The organism is Syntrophus sp. (in: bacteria), from assembly GCF_040768185.1.
Taxonomy (GTDB): domain Bacteria; phylum Desulfobacterota; class Syntrophia; order Syntrophales; family Syntrophaceae; genus Syntrophus; species Syntrophus buswellii.
This window is the reverse complement of sequence record NZ_JAXGNC010000003.1, coordinates 179,512-204,274: the sequence shown is the minus strand read 5'-3', so window position 1 is coordinate 204,274 and position 24,763 is coordinate 179,512. Positions and strand designations below refer to the sequence as shown.

The 24,763-nt window shown below is 56.5% G+C and carries 20 protein-coding genes; 5 read left to right on the top strand and 15 right to left on the bottom strand.

The annotated features are described in order from the left end of the window. Positions 1-638: 638 nt before the first annotated feature. Together AB3175_RS05240 and AB3175_RS05235 are read left to right on the top strand one after the other, a co-directional pair. The gene (locus AB3175_RS05240; RefSeq protein WP_367359894.1) at positions 639-2,717 is read left to right on the top strand and encodes an acetate--CoA ligase family protein; all 2,079 of its coding nucleotides are present in this window, start codon (positions 639-641) and stop codon (positions 2,715-2,717) included. Between the two features lie 216 nt (positions 2,718-2,933). Further along, on the top strand, positions 2,934-3,482 hold the full coding sequence (locus AB3175_RS05235; RefSeq protein ID WP_367359893.1) for an LEA type 2 family protein: 549 nt from the start codon (positions 2,934-2,936) through the stop codon (positions 3,480-3,482). 98 nt (positions 3,483-3,580) lie between these two features. Here the strand turns inward: AB3175_RS05235 and AB3175_RS05230 are convergent, their stop codons facing one another. From AB3175_RS05230 to AB3175_RS05185, 10 genes are all read right to left on the bottom strand, one after another. Then, a complete protein-coding gene (locus AB3175_RS05230; protein ID WP_367359892.1) occupies positions 3,581-4,324 on the bottom strand; it encodes a flavodoxin family protein in 744 nt (247 codons plus the stop codon). A 20-nt stretch (positions 4,325-4,344) separates the two neighbouring features. Next, positions 4,345-5,091 carry a hypothetical protein gene (locus AB3175_RS05225; protein ID WP_367359891.1) on the bottom strand — a complete coding sequence of 249 codons (747 nt, stop codon included), beginning with the start codon at positions 5,089-5,091 and terminating at the stop codon, positions 4,345-4,347. 14 nt (positions 5,092-5,105) lie between these two features. Then, on the bottom strand, positions 5,106-6,002 hold the full coding sequence (locus tag AB3175_RS05220; RefSeq protein WP_367359890.1) for an epoxyqueuosine reductase: 897 nt from the start codon (positions 6,000-6,002) through the stop codon (positions 5,106-5,108). Positions 6,003-6,144: 142 nt separating this feature from the next. Next, positions 6,145-7,206: an aminoglycoside phosphotransferase family protein gene (locus AB3175_RS05215; protein WP_367359889.1), complete on the bottom strand. Its 1,062-nt coding sequence runs from the start codon at positions 7,204-7,206 to the stop codon at positions 6,145-6,147. Positions 7,207-7,305: 99 nt separating this feature from the next. After that, a complete protein-coding gene (locus AB3175_RS05210) occupies positions 7,306-8,034 on the bottom strand; it encodes a nucleotidyltransferase family protein (protein WP_367359888.1) in 729 nt (242 codons plus the stop codon). A gap of 57 nt (positions 8,035-8,091) precedes the next feature. Next, the gene (locus AB3175_RS05205; protein ID WP_367359887.1) at positions 8,092-9,384 is read right to left on the bottom strand and encodes an AmpG family muropeptide MFS transporter; all 1,293 of its coding nucleotides are present in this window, start codon (positions 9,382-9,384) and stop codon (positions 8,092-8,094) included. Between the two features lie 22 nt (positions 9,385-9,406). Continuing rightward, a complete protein-coding gene (locus tag AB3175_RS05200; RefSeq protein ID WP_367359886.1) occupies positions 9,407-10,735 on the bottom strand; it encodes a SpoIID/LytB domain-containing protein in 1,329 nt (442 codons plus the stop codon). A gap of 867 nt (positions 10,736-11,602) precedes the next feature. Next, on the bottom strand, positions 11,603-12,274 hold the full coding sequence (locus tag AB3175_RS05195; RefSeq protein ID WP_367359885.1) for a TrkA family potassium uptake protein: 672 nt from the start codon (positions 12,272-12,274) through the stop codon (positions 11,603-11,605). Beyond that, positions 12,271-13,731: a TrkH family potassium uptake protein gene (locus tag AB3175_RS05190; protein WP_367359884.1), complete on the bottom strand. Its 1,461-nt coding sequence runs from the start codon at positions 13,729-13,731 to the stop codon at positions 12,271-12,273. The genes AB3175_RS05195 and AB3175_RS05190 overlap by 4 nt, the downstream gene beginning before the upstream one ends. 864 nt (positions 13,732-14,595) lie before the next feature. Further along, a complete protein-coding gene (locus AB3175_RS05185) occupies positions 14,596-14,718 on the bottom strand; it encodes a hypothetical protein (RefSeq protein ID WP_367359883.1) in 123 nt (40 codons plus the stop codon). A 185-nt stretch (positions 14,719-14,903) separates the two neighbouring features. Here AB3175_RS05185 and AB3175_RS05180 point away from each other — a divergent pair, with 185 nt between their 5' ends. Then, entirely contained in the window at positions 14,904-16,106 is a 1,203-nt protein-coding gene (locus AB3175_RS05180) for a methionine adenosyltransferase (RefSeq protein WP_367359882.1), read from the top strand. Between the two features lie 26 nt (positions 16,107-16,132). Here AB3175_RS05180 and AB3175_RS05175 read toward each other — a convergent pair whose 3' ends face one another. The 5 genes from AB3175_RS05175 to fdhF form a co-directional block, all read right to left on the bottom strand. After that, complete coding sequence (locus AB3175_RS05175; protein WP_367359881.1) at positions 16,133-16,276, bottom strand: hypothetical protein; 144 nt, start codon at positions 16,274-16,276, stop codon at positions 16,133-16,135. Between the two features lie 40 nt (positions 16,277-16,316). Beyond that, on the bottom strand, positions 16,317-16,847 hold the full coding sequence (locus AB3175_RS05170; protein WP_367359880.1) for an HPF/RaiA family ribosome-associated protein: 531 nt from the start codon (positions 16,845-16,847) through the stop codon (positions 16,317-16,319). Positions 16,848-16,904: 57 nt separating this feature from the next. Continuing rightward, positions 16,905-17,915: an AmmeMemoRadiSam system radical SAM enzyme gene (gene amrS, locus AB3175_RS05165; RefSeq protein ID WP_367359970.1), complete on the bottom strand. Its 1,011-nt coding sequence runs from the start codon at positions 17,913-17,915 to the stop codon at positions 16,905-16,907. 63 nt (positions 17,916-17,978) lie between these two features. Beyond that, entirely contained in the window at positions 17,979-19,334 is a 1,356-nt protein-coding gene (locus AB3175_RS05160; RefSeq protein ID WP_367359879.1) for an NAD(P)/FAD-dependent oxidoreductase, read from the bottom strand. A gap of 351 nt (positions 19,335-19,685) precedes the next feature. Next, positions 19,686-22,382, bottom strand: coding sequence for a formate dehydrogenase subunit alpha (gene fdhF / locus AB3175_RS05155; protein WP_367359878.1), 2,697 nt, complete (start codon positions 22,380-22,382; stop codon positions 19,686-19,688). A gap of 296 nt (positions 22,383-22,678) precedes the next feature. Here fdhF and AB3175_RS05150 point away from each other — a divergent pair, with 296 nt between their 5' ends. Next, on the top strand, positions 22,679-24,406 hold the full coding sequence (locus tag AB3175_RS05150; RefSeq protein ID WP_367359877.1) for a PAS domain S-box protein: 1,728 nt from the start codon (positions 22,679-22,681) through the stop codon (positions 24,404-24,406). Beyond that, on the top strand, positions 24,403-24,597 hold the full coding sequence (locus AB3175_RS05145) for a hypothetical protein (protein ID WP_367359876.1): 195 nt from the start codon (positions 24,403-24,405) through the stop codon (positions 24,595-24,597). Before AB3175_RS05150 ends, AB3175_RS05145 begins: the two co-directional genes overlap by 4 nt. Positions 24,598-24,763: the final 166 nt, after the last annotated feature.

Below are 24,763 nucleotides of genomic sequence, written 5' to 3'. Positions count from 1 at the left end.
GTAGCTTGCGAATCCATGAACCCGGGACTTTCCTTGAAGGCCTGTGCTCTTCTCACGGCCCGGTTTCGCTGGATCCGCTGCACTGATCTTCCGTATTCCCCTTTTACCGAAGGCAACCGGCAGGGCAGGCATGATTTGTATAGTATCGACCACATCTTCTGTCAAGAATTCAGACCATCTTTTCCCGTTTCGCTGCAATGCGCTTCCACCCTTTGAAAAAAAACTCAGCGATGTCTCTCGAATTTGTCTCCGTCGCCATGAGGTTTTTCTTGACATGGAAGGGCGACGTGATAAAAGGAAGCCCGTTCATCCAATCGAGGTCATTCGTGAACTACACAGAGTCCATATCCAGCTTTTTATTCTTCATCTGTTTTTTTACCTTCAGCTTCAGCTTTAGCGGCGGGCATATTTTGTCCCCGAGCTGATTGGTTAAGAGACCGACTAAGAAGCCGCGGGCAGAAAAACCCGCGGTTTTTTTTTGGGGAAAAATCGGGGTTGAGGGTTGCCGCCTGCAGGTAAGGGCTGATGGAAGCGAGCCCCTGCGGCATGTCGCTGCCTGTGGAGCGGAGACGGGGGCCCGCTGGAGAAGAAGCAAAAAAAAAGAACGGGAATCGCAGGAGGTTAAAGGGAGGAAAGAGATGTTCGATGCATTGTTCAATCCAAAATCGGTTGCTGTACTGGGCGCTTCAGAAAGAGAATTCAACATCGGAAATCGCGTCGTAAAAAACCTTGTGGAATACGGCTACACGGGGGCCATCTATCCCATCAATGCGAAAGTGGACGCCCTTTACGGTCAGAAGACCTACGCCTCCATCCTGGATGTTCCCACCGATGTCGATGTGGTTCATGTGGCCATCGCCGCTCGCCATGTACCTCAGGCAATCGATGATTGCGGAAGGAAGAACGTTAAATACCTGATTATGAATGGCGGCGGGTTTTCAGAGATCGGCCCCGTCGGTGCAGCCATCGAGGCGGACTGCATGGCCCGGGCGAAAAAATACGGGATCCGGATCTTCGGGCCCAACTGTCAGGGGGTTATCAATACGGATCCGGCCATGAAGGCCTACTGCAATTTCACCTTCACCTTTCCGAAGCCGGGGCATGTTTCGATTCTCAGCCTGAGCGGCGGGATCGCCTCACTGCTTCACCAGGCCATTTTCGACATGGGGATCGGCACCCGGCTGTATGCAACCAATGGAAACGCCTGCGACATTTCCATTCCAGAACTTCTTGAGTACTATGGCAATGACGACAAAACCCGGGTCATTCTCCTCTATGTGGAAGGAATCCGGGACCCGAAAGAGTTTCTGAGGGTGGCGCAGAAAGTGGCCGCCAAGAAGCCGATCCTGGTCATGAAGGCAGGCCGGACGATGGAGGGGGCCAAGGCGGCCGCTTCGCACACGGGTGGTCTTGCCAAGGAGGACCTCAGCGCCGATCTCATTTTTGAAAAGGCGGGCATGATCGTTTTTGACGACGAGGAGAAGCTCTGCCAGGCCGCCGCCGTCTTTGCGTCCCAGCCGGTGCCGCGGGGCGGCCGGGTGGGCATGATCTGCAATACCGGCGGCCCTGCTGTGATCGCCACTGATGTGCTGGTTCAGAACGGCCTGACCATCCCGCCCCTGTCGGAGAAGACACAGGCGATTCTCAAGGAATCCCTCTTTCCCGAGGCTGCGATCAACAATCCTGTGGACGTTCTCGCCACGGGCACGGGGAAGCATTTCCGGATCACCCTGGACGCCATGATGGAGGACGACGGAATCGACAGCATCCTCATCCACTTCGTAACGCCACCCTTTGTCAACACCAATGAAATCGCCTTGGAGATCGCGGAAGTCAACCGGCAGAAACGGAAGCCCATCATCTGCAACTTCATGACCGACAAGGGGCAGTGGCAGGAGACGCTCCGCATTCTGTCCGAGGGTGAGGTCGTCTGCTACGATTTTCCAAGCACCTGTGGAAAAGCGTTGGCCGCGCTGACGAAATACGGGCAGATCCGCCGCCGGGAAGAAAGCGCGGTGAAGACCTTTGCCGATGTGGACCGACGGAAGGCGGAAGCGATCCTTGCCGGCGTCGCCACCTCGGGGCGGAAGCTGCTTTGCGCCGATGAGGTTTACGGTGTTCTTTCCGCCTACGGCATCCCCGTTGCCCCATGGAGGACCGCGGCCAGCCCGGACGAAGCCGCCCGGCATGCCGCCCAAATCGGCTTTCCCGTAGCTCTGAAGGCGGACACCCCGACGATTACCCACAAAACCGACCTGGGCGGTGTTATCCTCAACCTGGCCGATGAACAGGCGGTCCGGGAAGAGGCAAGGAGGATGGCGGTAACTCTATCCGGCCAGGATCTCAAATTCCTCGTCCAGAAGTATCTACCCGGCGGCAGGGAAATCATTGTCGGCGCCAAGGCGGACGACGACGCGGGCCATCTGGTCATGGCCGGACTGGGTGGCGTCTATGTGGACATTTTCAAGGACATCAATTTCAAGCTGGCGCCGGTGACAGCGGCCGAGGCGGAGGTCATGCTCTCCTCTCTCAAGGCGGCTTCCCTGCTCGGAGAGGTGAGGGGGGAGAAGGCCGTCAACCGTGAGGCCGTCATCGAAATCATTCAGCGGGTATCCCAGCTGGTGACGGACCTGCCCGCCATTGCGGAGATGGATCTCAATCCCGTCCTGGCGACCGTGTCGGGCTGTGTGGTTGTGGACGCCGTGATCCATCTTTAACCCGTATGTCACCCGCCTCCCGATGCTCCGTCACAACGGTGCGGCCCCTCTCCCGTCGATGAAATGAAAAGGGCCGCACCGCGCGATTCTGTCCGGACAATGGATGTGTTTCCTGTTCTGCCGGGAAGATCGGGGAGGGAACGCCTGCCATCGTGACGCCCGGTGGCGGGACCGGTTAGGGAAGGGCAGTCAACCTGGAAATGGAATCAGGATAACATGAAACGAATGGGGCTGCTCCTTATGTCCGGACTCGTTTTCTGGGGGGTAATCGCCTGTTCTCCCGGACGGGTGATCCAGAAGCCGGAATTTGTCAAGATCTCGAATGTCGAACTCCTGGATATCAATCAAGACGATCTCACCATCCGGGTCCGGACCCTGTTCCACAATCCCAACCCCTTCGGCTGCTCGCTGGAAAACATCACCTTCAGCACCTACATCGACGGTCAGCCCCTGGGGGCTTCCCGTGTACAGGGGGCGGTGGACATCAGGGGCAATGAAAACTTTGAATTGCTCCTCGATTCCCGGCTGCTGCTTGAATCGATACCCGGGGTCATGTTTTCCATTTTTCGAAAGCCGGAGGTGGAGGTGGAAGTCAGGGGGCGGTCCACGATGGTCAACGCACTCAAGAACATGACGTTTTCCTTCAATCCCAAAAGCAGGGTCAAGGTCAAGAGCCGGATGAAGGACATCATCCGTACAAAGCTTCTGGCACCGCTGAGCGAAACGGGACGGATCTTTCCCCCCGCTCAGGCGGCCTGCGAGTAGCCCCTGGATGGGAAGAAAGAGCGAAGCCGCCATTCCGGGCGATCGGTTCTCCTTGAGATGCCGCATCCGTTCCGGTGATTCTCTTTCCCGACGGCTCATCAAATGGATGCGTCTTCTCGACTTCGCCTCGCTTTGTTCAGCTGCTCCCGGCACCAGTCCTCATATCTGGCCGCTACCTGGAGATAGCGGTCCACATCGACCGGGGGGGTGTTGAGTTCCTGTAAGAGGGTTCCGGGGATGCTCCCCGTTTCAGCCAGGATTTTTCCCGCCTCTTCCAGGAGGTACAGGTGGCGGTCCAGCAATACCGGTTCCACCTGAAGGGCGATGGATCCGGGGATACAGATTGCTCCTGCCGCCTTTGAACCGAAATTGGCCGCCTGCGCGTGGAAGGTGGCAAGAAGGGCGGCGAAGACTTCCGGCTCCGGGAAGGCGGAAGTGGACAGCAGCAGAAATTTTGCCGGCATGCGCCAGGTGTAGGGATGGCGCACCCGCCCGGTGTCGTCCCTGATCAAAAATGGCTGAAGACAGGCCAGGCAGCGGTCCATCACCGTCTTCAACTGGGCGGACATCGTGTCCACGTACAGGGGCGTCGCCAGAACCAGCAGATCTGAAGCCTTGAGGGCCTGGTAGATCGGCTCCATGTCATCCCGAACAGCGCAGATGCCCGGGTTCTTGTGCATGCACGACAGGCATCCGGTGCAGGGCGATATGGACATCCTGCGGATTTCGAAGGTCGTTGACTCTGCCTTTCCCTTTGCAAGCCCCCGGATGAGGGCATTCACCATCTTCCCCGTCACGCCTTTCCCGCCTCTGGCACTTCCGTTTAAGATGAGCGCTTTCATTTGCCCTCCTGAGTGTTGAGCTATTCTTGACCCGGTTCCTTTTTCTCCTTGCTTCGGGAGAGGGCCTGTTCACATTCCGCTTTCAGAAAATCCGGCACGCTTTCCCGGAGAGCGGCGGAGATCAGATTCTGCGACCACGGCCGACCGATTTCCGCCAGCAGGCGGATGGCCAGCGCCGCCTTGTATGTCGGGGGCGGGTAGGCCACGGACACCCGTTTTTCTTCTGGATAAAACGTGCGGATGTATCCCCGGCGCACCGGCTGGCCGTATACGTGGACTGAAACACTGTGCCCGCGGGCCGCGTTCCCGAGGCGGTGAATGCCCTGATCCAGCGGGAGGATGAAGGTCGTCTCTCCGGGATTCATTGTGAGTGGGGAATGGGGGGAAAGTTCGGCGAATCCCTCCCGGCTTCCGTCGTCAAGGCGCGAATATTTGATTTCATCGATGATTCCGACCAGGCAGGCCAGCACTCCCCAGGATCCGTGATCATGAACGACATCCACCATGTCCGGCTCCCAGATGTAGGCCAGTACGGAAAATTCCGGATCGGTGTCCCAGGCGAGACTGATCTCGTTGGGCCAGATGGTGTGTCGCTGGCCTGCCCGCCACGTTTGATCCAGGAGAAGGCGGGCCAGACTCTCCTGAAACCAGTCGGTGGAGGCTGTCAGGCTGGAAAGCAGGGTGCGCCCCTGGCGGATGATTTCAGCCTGCGGGGGCTTTTCCTTCAACAGCGCGGTCAGGGACTTCACAAATTCGTTCAGATCCATCGCTTGTACTCCTTTTAATCGTTTTCCTGGCGAACCCTGTTGGGGGGATTGCCCTTCTTTCCCTCCGCTTCTGGCGGGGTTTCCGGAAGGCCGCCCCACCTGCGGATGTGGGTCCAGGAGGCGTAGGTGGGATCGTGGGGATCAGCTGCCATCGCCTTGGCTTCCCTCAGGTATTTGCGCTGAATGCCCTTTTCTGAATAAAGCCGCCGATCCTCGCCGACGGGACATACCTTGGTGCAGATCCCGCAGGGGTAACACCGCCGCCGGACCAGCTCCTCGTGCATTTCCAGGCAGGCGATTTTATCGTAGTCCCCGATGACCTGATCCTGACGCATGACAAGGGCCTGCTTCGGGCAGCATGTGGCGCAGGCCCCGCACCGGATGCAGAGCTCTTGCTTCTGCACCGGATCTGCGGGCAGATCGGCCGCGGTCAGGACCGAGACGAAACGCACCCGCGGGCCATAGGGCCTGGTCAGCAGGCAGTGGCTGACGCCGATTGTACCCAGCCCCGCATATTTCGCCGCCATGACGTGGCTGAAGGCGGCAAACGGCGAATCCCGAAGGGCCTTCAAGTTGGCGTAGACATCACGGCCGAAAAATGACGAGGCGTATCCCCTGTCGTTGAGGAAGATGGCCAGCTCGTAGGCCAGGGTATCGAGCTTGCCGTTCACGACCGAATAGAGCTCCTTGTGAAGCACGGAAGGCGTTGTTTCCACGATCGGCAGCAGCATCGGCATCCCCACGACGATGACCGTGCGCGCAAAAGGCCAGAGCGCCGACGGACGGAATCCGGGGGGGACCTCGGCGTATTCCTCCCAGCGTTCGGTAGGAGCAAATCCCACAAGATCCGCACCCCGTTCCCTGCAGAAGCGGCTCACTTCCTCTTTGAGATAGCCCTCTTTCGGCTCCATAACGCTTCCTTCCTTAATCGTTGTGATCCGGAACGCCTCTTCTGGAAAAATATAGACATAAGCGCCTGGAAAGGCAAGCGGGCAAACCGGATTTATTTGCCGGCTTTCGCCGCTGGACAGGACAGGGGGATGCGAAGCCTCGTCACCGATCCAGGCTCAGGGCATCGAGACAGCGGGCGGCCAGGGCCCGCAGGCAAGGCAGGGACGAAACGCAGGAGGTGACAATGGCCAGATGGCGGAGGCCGGTGGGAATGTGAGCGCGGAAATCCGCCCGGCCATTCCGGTGGCCCAGAAAACCGTAGGCCCCCAGGGCCTGCATGAGGCGCTGAGCCGACCCTTCATGAAAGCGTGTTATGAACGTTGGCCAATCCAGTTTCCGGGGGGAAAGCCGATAGTAAAAGTCGAGGAGCTCCAGGCGTTCCTCAGCACGCAGGGAGACATAAGGGTCGTAGAGAAGGGAGCCCAGATCGTAGAAGGGGGATCCGGTCCTCATCCCCTGAAAATCGATCAGAACGGGCGCCCCGTCACGGATCATGATATTCTGCGACTGCAGATCGCGGTGAATAAGGCCCGTTTCCGATTCCAGAAGCCGCTCGGCGAGAGCCGTTCCCTCCTCTTCAAGGGCTTTTCCGTCGACGGGCAGGAGGGACACTCTGCAGACGCCCTCCACAAACTCCCGGCGGAAATAGTCCCGCTCCCACTTGTACAGCGCTGCGTCATACCCCTCCATCAGGGGGGGGAGGGGGATCTCCTCGCCGTCCTGAACATACCGGTGAAGGCGATGGGCATGCTCAAGAACGCCTTTGTACGAAGTTCGCCGGCGCTGCCAGTTTTCATGGCGATGGCTCCACAGGTCTTCATCTCCGAGATCTTCCGTCAGCACAAAGCATGCTTCCGGATCGTGGGCCAGCACGGCCGGTGCGGCCACTCCCAACTCCTTCAGGAAATCGGCAATGCCGGCATACAGGGTGTTCTCCCTGGGCTCCGGCTGGTAATGCATGGCGATGAACGAAGACTTCTCCAGCATGCCCCTGGCGCGGATCTTTACCCTGCCGGAAACGCGGTAAAAGGTTCGGGCTGAGCCGCCCTTGGTGAGCGGAACGAGGGTCAGGGGCGTTTCCGTCGGGAGAGCCAGGGTCCGGCGGACGAAGGCCATGAGCCTTGAGTTAAGGTCGGGGGGATTGTTCGTGTCCGAGATATTCATGGGTCTCCTTGCATGAAGGGCCTTTTTCCCGCCTGGTCCGGCTGGGTCCTTGCCGCCGTTGTCCCGCCGCGTTTGCACGGGATCCTTTCCTGGAGCATGTTAGCCCCTGCTTTTGGAACTGTTGACCGCTTCGTAGGCCTCCAGGGAGCCTATATCATGCCAGACGCCCTCGTCAAGGATTACGCTTCCCACTGAACCCGGCTGCCGGCGCAGCATGTCGACCAGAACCGGAACGAGGGAGACCTTTTCGCCGGGCGTCATCCTCCGGAGGAAGGCCGTTTCTACCAGGTAAATACCCGAAAAGAGGCAGCGCCGGATGCCGGGATTGCCCAGCAGAAAGCGCATATCGCAGATCTCACCCCTCTCGTTGAGGCAGACATTGGCGGGTTCTCCTGAGCTGCGCAGGGCCAGGGTAATTTCCTTTCCCTGGGTCCGGTGGGCTGCGATCAGCCGCTCCAGGGGAAGATCCGTCAGGATGTCGCCATTGTAGACCAGGACCCGCTCGTCGCTCGACAGGAGATCTTCGATGTTCTTCAGCCCCCCGCCGGTGTCCAGGAGAACGGGCTCATAGCGGAAGAAAAGAGGAAACCCCCGCCACTGAACGTCGGGAAAAGCCTCGGCATAGCGGCAGGCGCAGTGGTGGGTGTTGATGATGAAGCGGCGGATACCGACGGAGCGGAGGTGATCCAGGGCATAAGTGATCAGGGGGCGGCCCCGGACGGGCAGCAGGGGCTTGGGGCAGTTTTCCGTCAGGGGGCGCAGGCGGAATCCCAGGCCTGCACCAAGGACAAAGGCCGTTTTCACGAAAGGTTCATTCGATGCGTTCATGGCGTCTCTTCTTTAAAGGTTTTTCCCGTTTGCCTGCGGTCCGTCGCACACCCTGGATCAGGTCCGTCGCCCGTAGGCCGGATCTATTTTCACCATTGCCGTGACGATAAAGCCGGGGATCGTCGAAAGGGCGATCCATAGGAAAAAGGGGTAGTAGCCGAGCTGTTCCTGGAGCCAGCCGCTCGCCATCCCAGGAATCATCATTCCCAGGGCCATGATGCCCGTGCCGAGGGCGTAGTGCACCGTCTTGTAAGGTCCTTCGGCGGCCATGATCATGAAGAGCGAATAGGCTGTGAAGCCGAACCCGTAGCCGAACTGCTCCACGGCGACGCAGGCGTTGATGATCAGCAGATTTTCCGGCTGCGACCGGGAGAGATAGACGAAAACCAGGACGGGCAGATGCATGATGAGGGCCATGGGCCACAGCCAGAACTTCAACCCCTGGCGGGAGATGACATATCCCCCCAGGAGACCGCCCAGCATCAGGGCTACCGCACCGATGGTTCCGTAGACGATTCCCACTTCGCCCGTCGTCAATCCAAGGCCCCCTTTTGTTCGGGGGTCCAGGAGGAAGGGGGCCACCATTTTAACCAGTTGTGCTTCGGCAAACCGGTAAAAAAGGAAAAAGGCAACGATGACAACGATTTCCTTCCTGCGGAAAAAGAGGGCGAAAATATTCATGATCTCCTGCGCCACGTGTGAAGAAGCCGAGGCTCTGGGCGCGGGCTGGTCCGTTGCCGGATAGGGGAGGACGAAGGCGGAATAGAGCCCGAAAGCCAGGAAAATGGCTGCGCCCAGAAAAAAGGTGACCGACCAGGCTGTCGTGACGCTTAAGCCGCCGGATTGCAGATGGCCGGCAAAGACGACGAGGATGCCTTTGGCGGCGATGACGGCGATGCGGTAGAAAATGGTGCGCACACCCACAAAGGCCGCCTGCTGGTACTGCTCCAGCCCGAGCATGTAGAAGCCGTCCGCGGCGATGTCGTGGGTGGCCGAGCTGAAGGCCATGATCCAGAAGAAGGCCAGTGAATAGCGGAAAAAGGCGGAGGCCGGGAGGGTCAGGGCGATGCAGGCCAGCGACGCCCCTACGAGGAGCTGCATGAGCACGATCCAGAACCTCTTGGTCCGGATCATATCCACCAGGGGGCTCCACAGGGGCTTGAGCACCCAGGGAAGGTAGAGCCAGCTCGTGTAGAGGGCGATGTCCGTATTGGAAATGTTGAGGTTTTTGTAGAGGATCACCGAAACCGTTGTGACGAGGATGTAGGGGATGCCTTCCGCCATGTAGAGGGGCGGCACCCAGGCCCAGGGGTTGCGGCGGGCGGGTCGGGCACGGTTGGAGATCCTCATGAACGGCGATTCCTCCCCGTCCTCAGTACAGCTTCTTCAGGGAAGCGCCCCGGAAATAGTGCTTCAGGATGGTTTCCGCTGAGCTGCCCCGTGATGCCATGACCGCGGCTCCGATCTGGCAGAGGCCGACGCCGTGTCCCCAGCCGCCGCCGTGGAGAACAAAGCGGCAGTCGGTGCCCGACGGATCCCGCTGGGCCTCCACCACGAAGGCGCTGCTGTAGAGATGGCTGCGGGAGAGCCACCTGCGGATTTCCAGCTCCTTACCCACCACGATGGAGGTCTTCGTGCCTGCGATTTTCAGGCGGGTGATCCGTCCCGACGGCCCACGTTCCAGGGGGATGAGTTCCAGAACCCGGCCGAAGTCGATCCCCGATTTTTCCCTGAGGATCTCTCCAAGTTCCTCCTGGTCGTAGGCGACCTCCCAGCGGAAGAAGTCCTTCGTTTCCTGATCGAACGAGGGCAGGATCTCCGCGAGGAGCTTTTCATCCCGGATATTGCAGTAGGCTTCGGGAGAAGAGAAGAGCCAGCGCTGTGCCGCCTCTTCGTCGAGAACCGGGCCGTAGTCAACGGCGCTGTCGGCAACGCTGGACAGGTAAGGATGCGGAATCTCTTCCCAGGTATTCTCGAAGGTTTCCGTCCGCCCGCCGCAGCATTTGGAATAGCGGGCGTCGCAGACGGCATCGCCGTAAACCAGAAATACCCCCCGCGTGGCGTTCACGGCGGCCTCCGTGCGGTCCGGGATGCTTCGGGTCAGTCCCTGATACCGCTGACAATGATCATCGGCGCAAACGTCGAAGAACTGGTGTTCCTCCCGCCCGTACCAGATTATGTGTTCGTCACCGGCTGAAGCCGGGGCGGATGCCCCGGTCGGGGGCTGCCCCCGTTTCAGCATGACGGCCAGCCAGCTCCGGGAGATGATCGCGTGGGCTTCCAGCAGGGCCATGGGTGCCGCGGCGCTCATTTCGGAGGAGATGACGCTGGAAAGATAATCCTCCAGGGCGATGTCATTGATGGCCGTGAGGGTATTGTCACCTGAGGCCAGGATCCGGAGATTTCCGGCAAAGGTTTGCTCTTCCTGCCTTTGCCAGTGAAAGGCATTGCCGATGGTGACGTTCTGGAGCGAAAAGGTGGCCTGATCTTCACAGAGAAGGCTCAGAGAAGAACGGGCGATCATCCCTCCACCCTTGCCGGCATTGAAAAGAATCTCGCCTCCAAGGCTGTGGATTGTGAAATTCCCGGAAAAATGCTGCCGGGGATATTGGGGACTGCGGAAATGCCCATGAAGACAGCCGGAAATTTCCGACTTTCCTTCCATAAGGCCGACGCGAAGACGGGGTTCCTTGGTGATCATGGGATTCTGTCCTGAGAGGTGGATTGAAAGACGTTACCGACGACACTTTTGTGGGATATCAGAAACCCGTCGGCAATGCAATGTATTGTCTTTGAAATATCAGTCTTTAACGTGGAATTTCCTGAAAAGGCATGTCTTTTTTATCTTTATTTGTGGGAGACGGCGGGATGTGCGAACAATCGTCTGAAATTTCAGGCATTGGCAGCCTTTAATGTTCTTCACCTGGCCAGAAGGAAATCCGGAGGGATGCTCCCGGTTACTTTCAATGGACTTCATCTGCAGCAGAGTATTCGGTGAGTAAGAAGTGGATAGACGCGAAAGGTCAGATCCGTTCCCGAAAGGGAAGGTGAGAAAGAAACTCCCTGCTTCGGCTCTAAGAAGATGGGATGCATGGTCTATGCGAGGCACATGAAGGACCAGGAGGTTTCACCGGAGGGAATGGTTTTCCTGGAGATGATCGGTTTTTCAGTGAAGAGAGAATCCAGCGGCATTCCTTACCCGTAACAGAAATTGTCATCAGGAGACGGATATGATCGACACGCTCAATTTTGAGCTGATGACCGAACTGGTCAAGGGGTTGTATCTTCCGCGTTTAGAACTTTGAACCTTCCGTGCCAGCGCCCGCCGGCACCCTGCAAAGGAGGTAAAGCGGGAGAGCCGCTGAGGTTTTCAGACCTAAGGCAGGATTGGCGGGGCTTTTATAATCCCTTTGCGGCCAGATTGTATTATGGAATATTGCTCCTAAGCTTCTACTTCAGCCCGCCATGGACGGCAGGATAGAAGATAAGCTCCTCAGCTTCAACGGCCTCAAAGGCGGGATCAATGGTCTTCAGCCTCTGTCTCAAGGCGGCATTTGCCTTATCAACCCTATCCCGTGGAATTTCCCGCCGGGGGCTTCTGACGCCAGTGCTCCTTTAATTGGGGCAGATTCTTGCTGTGTGTCAGGATGACAATCTCGTCGCCGGTCCTGAATATCGTTTCGTCATCGGCATGTAAAAATTTTCCGCTTCGATAATAACAGATCACTTTGGCTTCAGCAGGCAATTTCAGATCCGTGGCGGTAAAAAGATCATCCTCTTTGACCATAAAGGTGAAGAATCTGGCCTCGTCCTTGATGACCGTAGAAAGTTCAACGTTTTCACCGCCCTCCACTAAATTCTCCAGGTAACGGCTGATGGTGATGGATGGAACGATCGTATCATTCAGCCCCAGCTCGTGGCAGATTCCTTCAAATTGCTGATCGCCGATACTCGTCACGACGCGTTTGAAACCGAGGGACCGACCGACGAGACTGGCAATGACGTTAACCTGGTCATTGTCGGTAAGGCAGAACAGGAAGTCAGTCTGTTCCGGATTGACTTCGTGCAGCACGTTCGGCTGGCTGCCGTCGCCGTGTAGAAAGCTGCAGTCCATCTCTTCGGACAAGTCCCTGATTCTGGCTTTATCGATATCGATGATGACGACTTCATGGCCCTTTTTAATCAGTTCCCTGGCCGTACCTATGGTTACTTTCCCTGCTCCTATAAAAACGATTCTCATGTTTCCTTCATCCTCCTTCCAAACCAAGTGCCTGGATAAAGCATCACCAGCCATGCAAGGATTTCGAGTCTTCCCATCAGCATATCAAAACAGAGAATTCCCTTGAGCAGAGCAGGAAGCTCTGAAGTTGTCAAACCCACGGACAGACCTACCGTTCCTATTGCCGATACCACCTCGAACAAGGAGTCGAGCGGATTGAATCCCATGATCAAAAACGGCAGCCAGGACAGCGCAGTGACGGAGACAAAGAGTATGATTAACAGCAGGGCCGACTGGATTTCTTCCTCCTGAAGTCGGTGCCCTGCCATTCGATGCTCGATAACAGCGTGTTTCGGCAAACAGGTTTTCAGGATGATTAGGCGAAGTACGCCCACCGCGATCAGGAAACGCAGGAGCTTGAATCCGCCTGCCGTAGATCCCGTGCCACCCCCGACAATCATCGAGAGGATCAGGACCAGTTTCGAGCCTCCGTCGAGTTGCTCACACGGTATTGAAGAAAAACCCGTGGTCGACTGGGCAGAGAAGGCGATCAGGGGCGCGTGATGGATTACTTGTTGCCAGGCCATGCCGGAACTCAGCCACAAGGCGGCCATCGCCAGCGAGATGACTAAAGCGGCGACAACAATGGCCCCGAGTTGCAGCAAGTCCGCGGCGGCGAACCGCTTTTCCCATAAGATCCGGTGGTAAAACATCAGAGGGACCGCACCGGCGAGGCAGGTCAGCATAATCCATACCTGTACCGGCCAATCCAACGTCGCGAGGCTGTCATCATAGGGGGCAAAACCACCCGTCGAGACAGCGGAAAAAGTGTACATCATTGCGTCGAAAAAATCGATTCCCACCAGCAGGGAACCCATGATGCCGAGCACAGTCAAAAGGACATAGACTTTCAGGACACGCCTTGCGTGCGCCCTTGTGCCGCCAACCAGATCATCAATTTTGGAGTCCTTGACCGCCAGCCATTTCGCATGCAAACCCGGTTGCATGACCAGTGCAAGGGATAGCACGACGATGCCCATCCCTCCATACCACTGCATCCATGCGCGTGCAAAAAGAAACGTCGGCGGCTTATGCGAAAGCGCGGACGACATGCTCAGCCCCGTGGTTGTCACACCGGAGATGGCTTCAAAGAGGGCGTCAATGAAACCCAGTCCGGAACCCATTAACGGGTAGGACATCACCAGTGGGGTGAATACAAGGATGAGGGCAGCCAGCACGATGCCCTCATTGTCCTGTATTTTGGAAGGAGTCCGCAACCTGGACAGGGAGAATCCAAGAATTGTGATCCCAGCGATGACCATCCCGTAACGCCGGCTGACGGGGACGTCGCCCAGGATTACCGAGATCAAGAATGGTACCAGTGTCAGTGCGGCAAGGACGAGGCATAGTTGACCGAAATACTTTAAGATCACGAGTAAGCGTACCGCATACCTGAGTTCCATTGCCAGTTTAGCCACGAACAGCTCCTTTTCCTTCGGGACGGCAGGCGATCCTTTTTCCCTTTCTTCGAGCCCCAATCGTTGAATGAACAAATCGAAGGTTTTTCAGCTCTAACGTTTGAATCTTCATTGCTGCCCATTGAAGCAACAAAGCCAATTTGGGATTACCATAAACGAGCCTGCAGGAACCGGCGATTCTCTCTGTAAGTTAAAATAGGGATCTCGGGCCATGAGATCCATTTCCCATGCTTCCAGCAGCATGGACTTGGATAGAAAGAGGATAATGGATTTGACCAGGATTACTTTTCAATGTCTGCTACCGAAACATTCGGGCAAAACATCTTCCAAAAAATCGTCATGGGAAAGTCCTGACATTGAGGATTAAAAAAGCATGCGTCTTAAGCGCGATCGGTGGAAATGAATCTGCCGGAGGAACGGTTCATCAACGGGACATCACCTTGGAAAAGACACTTGGGACAATTACGCCTGCCATTATGAGTAGCGGGCCGATCATGGCGGGAATATCCAGAATATCCAGCGGCTGTCCCAGAAAAGCCATACAACCAGAGCAATGAGCATAATGCCTGCTCCGGACCAGATCGCATGGACCGTCCAAATTTGAATGACCTTTAACCGGCTGACTGATATCGGTCTTTTCAAATACCCTTTATGGATTGATACGAACTTGTTTTTCCAAGAGAGAATTATAGGAAGAACGATGTCATGGTGTCAATGCAGAAGTCTCAATAAATGGAGCTGATCGTGGGGAGCGTTGCCGCCACCCGCCTCTTTTCTCTTCTCCCGCAAGATGTTGCGGTAATGGCCGCATCGGCATTCGGAGAGATATGGTTTCCGCAGAACACGTTAAACCAGAGACTTCCATCAGTAAAGCAACCGGCCCCTCTCCTCGGGAATCTTGCCCTTGGAAAGAAGCAAACTGAGCGTCTTGTGCCGGAAGATGGCTTTCAGCTTTTTCAGGTAAAGGGGTGGGACGACTCGGAACATGTCCTTTGTTCCCAGGAGCAACCGTCCGTTGCTTGGCAACGGGGATTGAAGCCGAGGTAATTGCCGAAGGTCTGAACGGAAATTGCAGCGTCGGATATGCGCGACGATTCAGCGATGCCATTTTTAAATTGAATATCCTGCTTGATTTATTTAGAATTTGACATCAGAAAAAGGAGGGTGCCGCCATGATACTGGTAGAGCCGTTCAAGGGGAAATCTGCAACGGAGCATATGGTTGAAATCGTGGAGCGCAAGGGCAAGGGTCATCCCGACTATATGTGCGATTCCATCATGGAGTCGATCTCAGTCGCCCTGTCCCGGGAGTATATCAAAGCCTTCGGAACGGTGCTCCATCACAACATAGACAAGGGGCTGCTGTCTGCGGGGAGGGTTGAAAAAAACTTCGGCGGCGGAAGAGTGATCAAGCCGATGGAGCTTACCATCGGGGACCGGGCGACGCTCAGCGCCGCCGGCCGGGAAATCCCCGTTGTCGATATTGCCATTGACAGCGCCAAACAGTGGATCCGGAGCCATATGAGGTTCGTGGATCCTGACGCCCACCTGGAATACCGGGTTGTCCTTCTGCCCGGTTCCGAGGAGCTCACGGATATCTTTTCCCGCCCCGGCAGGGTCATGGCGGCCAACGACACCTCTGCCGCGGTCGGATATTATCCGTTAAGCCCTACGGAGAAGGTCGTCCTCACCCTCGAGGGTCGGCTGAATTCGGCTGAGTTCAAGAACATGCACCCTGAAACAGGCGAAGACATCAAGGTGATGGGCTTGAGAAGCAGGGATTCCCTGGACTTGACCGTGGCAATGCCGCTGCTTGCCCCTTACATCCGGTCGGAGGAGGAATATTTTGAGAGGAAGGGGATTATTCATCGGAGCATCAAGGAAATGCTCGGCGAGACGGGCGGATTTAAAAGAATCGATGTCCATTTCAACAATCTTGATGAGCGGGGCCGGGGACTCGGGGGAATTTATCTGAGCCTTCTCGGGACCTCCGCTGAAGATGCGGATTCGGGGCAGGTCGGCCGGGGGAACAGGGTGAACGGGCTCATCTCCGTGAGCAGGCCCCTGGGCACCGAGGCTGCCGCGGGGAAAAATCCCGTCAGCCATGTGGGAAAGATCTATAACGTTCTGTCCCACAAGATCGCAAGGGAAATATACGAGAACATCGATGGGATTAAGGAAGTCTACGTTCTGCTGTTAAGCCGGATCGGAGCGCCCGTGGACCGTCCGCAGATGGCAACCGCCCAGATTCTCCTTGAACGGGGGCGGACAATCGGGGACGTCGCCAGCAGGACCAAAGACATTTTTGAAACGGAATTTTCGGAAATCAACCGGTTCTGCGAGGAATTGAGCGCCGGGAAGTATCCTGTCTGTTAAGGTGCCCCTCAGATTTCCCAAGGGAATCAATCCTCCCGGAGAAAGGGGTAGGTGTGCAGGTCTTCCTGTTTCCAGAGCGAAAGACCTGCCCATGAGCCGACGGTTTCAACAACGACAACGGCATCCGGACCGTCAAAGGCGATGCGCCCCGGTTTTCCAGCCGTTTTCATAGACGGTGACGACGGCGTTCCATTCCTGCATAACGTTCACCTACAGAACGATTACGGAGCTTGCCTGGGGGCCCTTGTCCCCCATCTCCTCGGCAAACGTGACTTCCATCCCCAGGGACAACTTTTCAAAATCCCTGTTCACCACGCTGTTTTTGTGAAAATAGACATCATAGCCCTCCGGAGAGACGAGGAATCCATATCCCTGATCGGGAAAAAGGATGCCGATACGCCCCCGCTGCTGCTTTTCATGGATCTTGACGTCACCGCGCTGTTCGCGGGAAAAATCCTCGAGCTTCCGCTGCGCCGCGGCAAATGAATCCCGCATGGCCACAAGGAGATCCTCATTCTGCTCCCGCCTGGTCACGATTTCCCCGCCGGGGACGGTCATGATGATGTGTACGCTGTACAGCCTCCCCGAATGGGGATGCTTTTTCGGCTCATCAACGACGACCTTGCAGCGCATGATCCGGTCATAGAACTTGTCAAGCTTGTTCGCCCGATCGGTGATTTCATTCCTCACCTCTTCACTGAGATCAACGCCGTGCCCTGTAATCTGTAGTGGAATAATCATCGTCTCCCTCCTTGCTTCTCGTTGAGAACCTAAAGGTTTTTTCCCATGGCCGCGCCATTATGGCATCCCAACGCCGTCGATCGCCGCCGCGCAATTTGTGCAGCTGGCGTTTTTCATCCTGATGGGACCTAGAGAAAAGCCGACCCTTTCGATCAGCAGCTCCCCGCAGGAAGGGCAATAGGTGTTTTCACCCCCTTCACCGGGGATGTTCCCTTCGTAAACATATTTCAACCCGGCCGCCAGCCCGATTTCCCGCGCCCTTCTCAAGGTTTTAACCGGGGTGCGGGGCTGATCCAGAAGCTTATATGTCGGGTAGAACTGGGTCACATGCCACGGAATGGCCTCATCGACGGATCGGATGAACTCGGCGGTCTTAGTCAAGAAATCCTCGGAGTCATTATGCGTCGGGATGAGAAGCGTTGTTATTTCCACCCAGACGCCCAGTTCCCTCATGAGCTTGATCGTGTCCAGAACGGGCTGCTGCCTGGCGCCACAGACCTTTTTATAGAAGGCATCATCCCCCTTCAGGTCGATGTTGATGCCGTCGAGACAGGGGGCGATCAGCCGGGTCGCTTCCGGTGTCATGTACCCATTGCTCACGAAGACGTTTTTCATTCCCCTTTCCCTTGCCAGCCTCGCGCAATCGTAGGCAAACTCGAAAAAGATTGTGGGCTCGGTATAGGTATAGGAAATGCTGGCGCACCCCGTTCTTTCCGCTTCGCTCACGATCGTTTCGGGAGAGGCGGCTTCTCCGGGGATGCCCGGATATTCCTTGGGATATTGTGAAATTTCACTGTTCTGACAGTGCAGGCAGCGGAAATTGCAGCCGACCGTGGCGATGGAGTAGGATCGGGACCCCGGCTGAAAATGAAAAAGGGGTTTTTTCTCAATGGGATCGACGTTCCTGGCGATGATCCTGCCGTAGACGAGGCTGTAGAGCGTGCCGTTGCGGTTTTCCCTGACGGCGCAGATCCCTCTTTTTTCGGGGGCAATTTGGCAGCGGTGGCTGCAGAGGCCGCACTGCACCCTGCCGTCGCCAATCTTTTCATACAGCAGCGCTTCTTTCATGTCCTTCGAAATACGTTCCATCTCATTCCTCCATGAAAGTCGATATCGGCGTTCAAGCCCCAGTTATGAGGAAATTTCCCGAATCCTTCCGCCGATGGCGCGCGCGGCAAGGATCCCGCTGGCGGAAGCCTGAAGCAGTCCCCGGGAGACGCCGGCTCCGTCACCGACGACAAACAGATTCGGAATCCCCGTTTCCATTTCCGGTGAAACGTCAATCCGGTTGGAATAGAATTTTACTTCGACGCCGTAGAGAAGGGTATGGCGTGAGTAGACCCCCGGCGCGAGCTTGTCGAGTGCCTGAAGCATTTCCAGGATGTTGACCAGGAGCCGGTAGGGAAGAACAAAACTCAGATCCCCCGGCGTGGCATTGGAAAGGGTCGGGCGGGTGAGGCAGCGCGCAATGCGCCCCGGAGTGCTGCGCCGGCCGGAAAGGAGATCACCGAGCCTCTGGACAATCACGCCGTTGCCCAGGAGATTGGCCAGCCTGGCGATATAGCGGCCGTAACCGATGGGATCGTTGAAAGGCTCTGTGAACATGCTGCTGACGAGAATGGCGAAATTCGTGTTCCCGCTTTTTGCCTTCGTATGGCTGTGGCCGTTGACCGTGGCGACGGAATCGAATTCTTCGCACACAACCTCTCCATAGGGGTTCATGCAGAACGTGCGGATCTTGTCATCGAAGGTCTTTGAGTAGTGGATAAGCTTCGACTCATAGATGGCATCGGTGATCTCCTTCAGGACAATGGCGGGCAATTCGACCCGGACCCCGAGATCCACCGGACTTGCCATGCTCTTCAGCCCCAGGAGCTCCGCCTGCCCCTTCATCCACCGCGACCCCGTACGGCCCGGAGCGGCAAGAACGAAGCGGCTGTGGACCTTTTGACCCCCGGCGATTTCCACGCCCGCGATCCGTCCGTTTTCCGTCAGGATGTTTTCCACGGGGCTGTCTGTGCGAATCTCCACACGCCCGACAAGGTACTGCTGAAGATTTTTCAGAACGACGGAGCAGTTTTCCGTCCCGATATGCCGCACTCGCATGGGCACCAGTTCAAGATCAGCAATCCGCGCCCGGTCGGAAAGCTCTTCGAACGCGGCCGATGTTTCCCCGTACAGTTGATCCGGGGCTCCGTGGGCCACATAGAGCTTATCCGTATGGGAAAGAAGCTCCAACAGGGCATTCCGGCCAACATAATCGCTCAGAAATCCGCCGACTTCGGTTGAGAGGGTTAATTTTCCGTCGCTGTAAGCCCCCGCTCCTCCCCAGCCGCAGAGCATGTCCGAGGCATTTCCGCGGGTGCGCTTGCCGAGGTCCCTGCCCTGCTCGATCAGGAGGACCGGAGAAATGCCGAGGTCTGCAAGCGTGAGCGCTGCAAAGATGCCGCCTGGTCCGGCTCCGATGATGATCACTTCATATTCCATGGCAATCCTTCCGCGACAAACCCCATTCTATGACATAAATATCGGCCATCACGGAAATATTGTCAATCAGTAAAAAAGTGACCCGGGTCCTGTGTTCCGGTTTGGCGGAATTCGGAAGGCATTCCCTTCTGAAGTGACAGGAACAAGACGAAACGGGGGAGACTGGAGACGCGAGGGGCGGATCCCCAAAAAAAACGCCCCGGCATGAAAATGCCGGGGCGCGGGGTTCCGTAAAAGTTGTGATGCCTGCAGCAATGTGGCGGCTCTTTTTTGAAACGAGCCGCTGTTCAAAGAAATGCATTGATATGCACACGGCCCCGTTTTTGCCTCGGGGCCTTGTGAAACGCTCAATCAGCCCAGTTTGTCTATCCGCACGGCGCAGGCTTTGTATTCCGCCGTCTGCGTGATGGGATCATAGACAGGATTCGTAAGCCAGTTGGCGCAGCCTTCGCGGAAGTGGAACGCCATCCAGACCAGGCCTTTCGGGACCTGGTTGGTGATCCGGGCCTTGACCACAACCTCTCCCCGGCGGGATTTGACGGAAATTCTTTCGCCGTCGGAGATGCCCTTTTCCCGTGCGTCAGCCGCGGAGAGATCCGCCGTCTCTTCACCCAGCAGCTCATTGATGCCCTGGGAACGCCCCGTCTGTGTCCTGGTATGATAGTGGTACAGGCGCCGGCCGGTGGAGAGCGTCAATGGAAATTCCTGGTCGGGAACTTCCGCCGGTGGTGTCCAGTCCAGGGCTTTCAGCACGCCCAGACCGCCGGTGAAGCGGCCATTCTTGTGCAGCGTGGGTGTCCCCGGATGGTCCAGGCTCGGTGCAGGCCACTGGATGCCGTCCTCTTCGAGGCGGGAGTACTTGATTCCCGCCATGGAGGGCGCCAGTACGGACAGCTCGTTGTCCCAGATTTCCTGGGCACTGTTGGATGCCCATTCATGGCCCATCCTCTTCGCAAGCTCCTTGAATATCCACCAGTTGGGTTTCGCATCGCCCGGAGGAAGGCTTGCCGTGCGCACCCGGTTGACACGGCGTTCGGAACTGGTAAAGGTTCCGTCGTTCTCGCTCCAGGCGGCGGCAGGCAGGATCACATGGGCAAAACGCGTCGTTTCCGTCGGGAAGATATCCTGGCAAACCAGGAATTCAGCCGATTCCAGGCAGTGTTCGACGTGGTGAATGTCCGGTTCCGTATTGGCCAGATTCTCACCAAAGACATAAAAGGCCTTGATCTTTCCTGTGGTCAACCCTTCCATCATGGTGGGCATCATCAGCCCCGGTTTGTCGGGCAGCGAGGGAACGTTCCAGGCCTTCATGAATTTTTCTCTCGCCTCGGCGTTATCGACACGCTGATATCCGGGAAAGACATTGGGAAGTGCGCCCATATCGCAGGCTCCCTGGACGTTGTTCTGGCCGCGCAGGGGATTGACCCCACCGCATTCAAATCCCACATTGCCCAGGAGCATCTGAAGGTTGGCGCAGGACATGACGTTGTTCACGCCGCAGGTGTGTTCGGTAATGCCTAGGGTGTACATGAGCATTGCCGGTTTGACCGAAGCCAGCCGGCGAGCCAGCTCGCGAATGGCATCGGGGGAAACACCGCTGATTTCAGCCGCCCGTTCCGGGGGATATTCCATGACTTTCTGCTTGAGCTCATCAAAGCCTGTCGTGCAGGATTCAACATACGCTTTGTCGTAGAGGTTTTCGTTGATCAGCACATTCATCACGCCGTTGATGAAAGCTACGTCGGAACCGACGTTGATCGGCACATGAAGCGACGCAAAATCAACAAGGTCCGTGCGTCTTGGATCAACGACAATCAGCTGGGCCCCGCTGAGAACCGCATCCTTGACGAACGTTGCCGCAACGGGATGCGCCTCGGTCATATTGGAGCCGATGACAAGGATCATCTTCGCATTCTTGAAATCAGCGAACGAGTTTGTCATGGCGCCGGAGCCGAAGGAAGTCGCCAGACCGGCGACTGTGGGGGCGTGTCAGGTGCGCGCGCAGTGATCGATGTTGTTCGTTCCGATCACCGAGCGGAAGAGTTTCTGCATCTGATAGGAGTCTTCATTGATGCTGCGGGCGCAACTGACCCCCGCAAGGGCATCGGGACCGTATTGTTCGATAATGCCCTTGAATTTATCCGCCACCAGGTCAAGCGCTTCATCCCAGGATGCCTCGCGAAAATCGCCGTTTTCCTGGCGAATGAGCGGTGTCTTGAGCCTGTCTTCCGAATAAATGAAGTCGTAGGCAAATCGGCCTTTAACACACAGGCGGCCTTCATTTGGCTGGGCGTTCTCGACGGCCGTGACCTTGACGATCCTGCCATCCTTGACATGCAGGAGCTGCTGGCAGCCGACACCACAGTAAGGGCAGGTTGTGCGGATTTTCTGCGTTTCCCAGGGGCGCCCGAGGCTGACGGCCTTTTTTTCCGTCAACGCTCCGACGGGGCAGACTTCCACGCATTGCCCGCAGAAAACACAGATGCTGTCCATGTAAGGCTGATCGCCACCCGTACAGACCTTGCTTTTCGCACCGCGATAACCCAGCGAGATCGCCCTGTTGACGACCACCTCGTTGCAGGCCTGCACGCAGCGTCCGCAAAGAATGCAGCGGCTGAAGTCGCGCACGATAAATGGATTTTCCGTTTCGGCCGGATAGATCTCTTCGTTTTTTTCAAACCTCAGATCGGTTATTTTATAGAAATAAGCCAGATCCTGCAGCCGGCAGTTCCCGCTCGCTTCACAGACCATGCAATCGTGCTTTCCGCTGGAAAGCAGCAGCTCGACGTTGAGTTTCCTTGCCTGATGAACCCGGCCCGTCTCGGTAAACACTTCCATTCCGGCTGCTACAGGAGTGGAACAGGCCGCCATGAGCGATCGAGCCCCCGTGACCTCCACCAGACAAATTCGACACGCACCCGTAGGGCTGGCTCCCCTCAGATAACAGAGAGTAGGAATTTCAATTCCTCCATTGCGCGCCGCCTCCAGAATCACCTGACCCTTTTCGAAAGGTGTTTCTTTCCCATTTAATATAAAAGTATCACTCATTTTTTCCCCATCCCTGACCAAGAATATGCGTCATTGTTGATATATGTCACAATTGTATTTTGATGACCGATGTAGGTCTAAAATGCAATGCGAAATAAATACTAGACTTACGGCAATGGTTACTAGTATATGAGCGCGCAGGAGGAAGGTACACCCTGTTGCGGGCCGATTGGACATCTGCTTCCCTGCTGTCGGCAGGGGGCAATCTGAAGTGAAGGGGGGCCATCATCGTCGTTATGCGGAATCCGTTGCAAAAAGCGCCGCTGCGAAAAAGAGCGGAAGAACGATTAGAGGGGTTGCAGGAAGCCGTTTCTCGGACCGGTGTGGATATCGAGTGGCTTGTTCATGAACTTCGCGTGCATCAAATCGAAATAGAGATGCAGAAAGAGGAAATGGACGAAATCAGGACAAGGCTCGAAACGGGGTTGGAACGCTTCCCTGAATCCTACGATTCCGTTCCCATTGGATTGGTTAGCATCAAGCGCGAAGGAGTGATCCGCGCGGCAAACCGGGCTGCCGCCGACCTGATCGGGATTGAGCGTTTACGGTTGATCAACCGGCCATTGGGCCGTTTCGTTTCCGAGCCGGAACGTCCTGCCCTTAAAACGTTTCTGGAACGGATCTTTGACGGCGGGGCCGATGAAGCCTGCGAACTGAGGCTGGCGGGCAATGGAGGCGCTCGAACCGCCGTCACGGTCAGCGCGACGGTGTCCGAAGACGGGAAGGAATGCCTCGCCATTCTGGCAGACATCACCGAGCTGAAAAAAAAGGAGGAGGCCCTCCGCGAAGAGTTGCAACATCACCGGGCTCTTTTTGAAAATGCCCGCGTGGCCATTTCCCAGGTGGATGAAGGGGGAACCTTTCTCCGCGCCAATAAACGTTTTGAAGCATTGACCGGTTACACTCAGGAAGAGCTCAAGGGCATGAATATCCGCGAAATCATGCATCCGGACGGCGCCGGCCAGGTGAAAGAGATGATTGCAGGACAGGTCCGCGGCGAGATCGCCCCGATTTTTCTGGAAGAGTACTATGTCTGCAAGGATGGGTCGCGTAAGTGGGGGGAGATCCGCTCCAGGGCGATACGGGATGGGGGGGGCGGGTTTCTTTCGGCTGTGGTGGCCATCGTTGACAGAACCAGGGGCAAGCAAATGGAGGAGGCACTCGCCGATAACGAATCCCTTGGCCGGAGCTTTTTCGAGAACGCTTCGATCGCCATGTTCCATTCTACCCTCGAACCAAACAGGCTCCTCCGTGTCAATTCCGCCTATTCAAGGTTGCTCGGATACGAATCGCCGGAGGATCTGATGTCTGCCTCTGCCGGCATGGACCCCTTTCCTGAAGAAGCCTGGGACCGCAAAGCTTTTTTTGCTGCCATGGAGCAGCGGAACTGGTATGATGGCGACTATCCCCTGATCCGCAGGGACGGCGGCATTCTGATCGGAAAAGCGGCAATCCGGAGCGTGTTCAAACCGGATGGCTCGATAGACCACCTGGAAGGCATTGTGGAGAATATCACCGAACGGAAGCGGGCGGAAGAGGTCCTGCAGAAGAGGGATAGAGAATTGCAGGAAAAAACGAAGTCTCTTGAGGAAGTTGATGCAGCCTTGAAGGTGCTGCTGAAAAATCTCGAAAAGAATCAGGAGGAATTGACGGAAAGATTTTTGATCAACATCAGGGAACAGGTTCTTCCCTGTCTGGTAAAACTGAAGAAAACGCCTCTGAACCAGGCCCAGAGAGCGTTGATAAACAGTGCGGAGGCCTATCTGGATGAGATCGCCTCACCCTTCGTGCAGAAGCTAACGTCCAGTTATTTGAACCTTACGAAAAAAGAGGTTCAGATCGCCGTGCTGGTCAGGGACGGCAAGACATCGAAGGAAATAGCCGAGATCGTAAACGTTTCAAAAAGCGATGTCGATTTCCACCGGGGGAAACTCAGGGAAAAGCTCGGGCTGAAGAATCAGAAGGGAAGCCTTACCGTTTTGCTGCGCACCCTCTCTCATGAGGGGCCCCGGGAGAGGCCATGAGAAAAACGCCGTTCATGGGCACATCGCACATCGGTGAATCACCCGGATCGGGCTCGGACGGACAGGTCACATCGCTTTACGACAAGCATTTCACCGTTGGCCTCGCCGGCCTGCGCGCGCGGCCATGGAGAATTCTGTCGCTTTTTTCCTTTTTCTGTAATAATAAAAACGTGTTGCATATTCCCTGTTGAAAGGCCGCGATCCTTCAATGTTCTTGCGGGGAGTATGCCTCAGGGACGATTGCCTGCCAGGTGGCCTGAAGCGGGTCATGACGGATGCGTCGGATGGCGTATGCCATCCCTCGGAATTGAGGAAAAAGGTCCCTGGGGAAATCCTCATGGAATGTTTTTCCCCAAA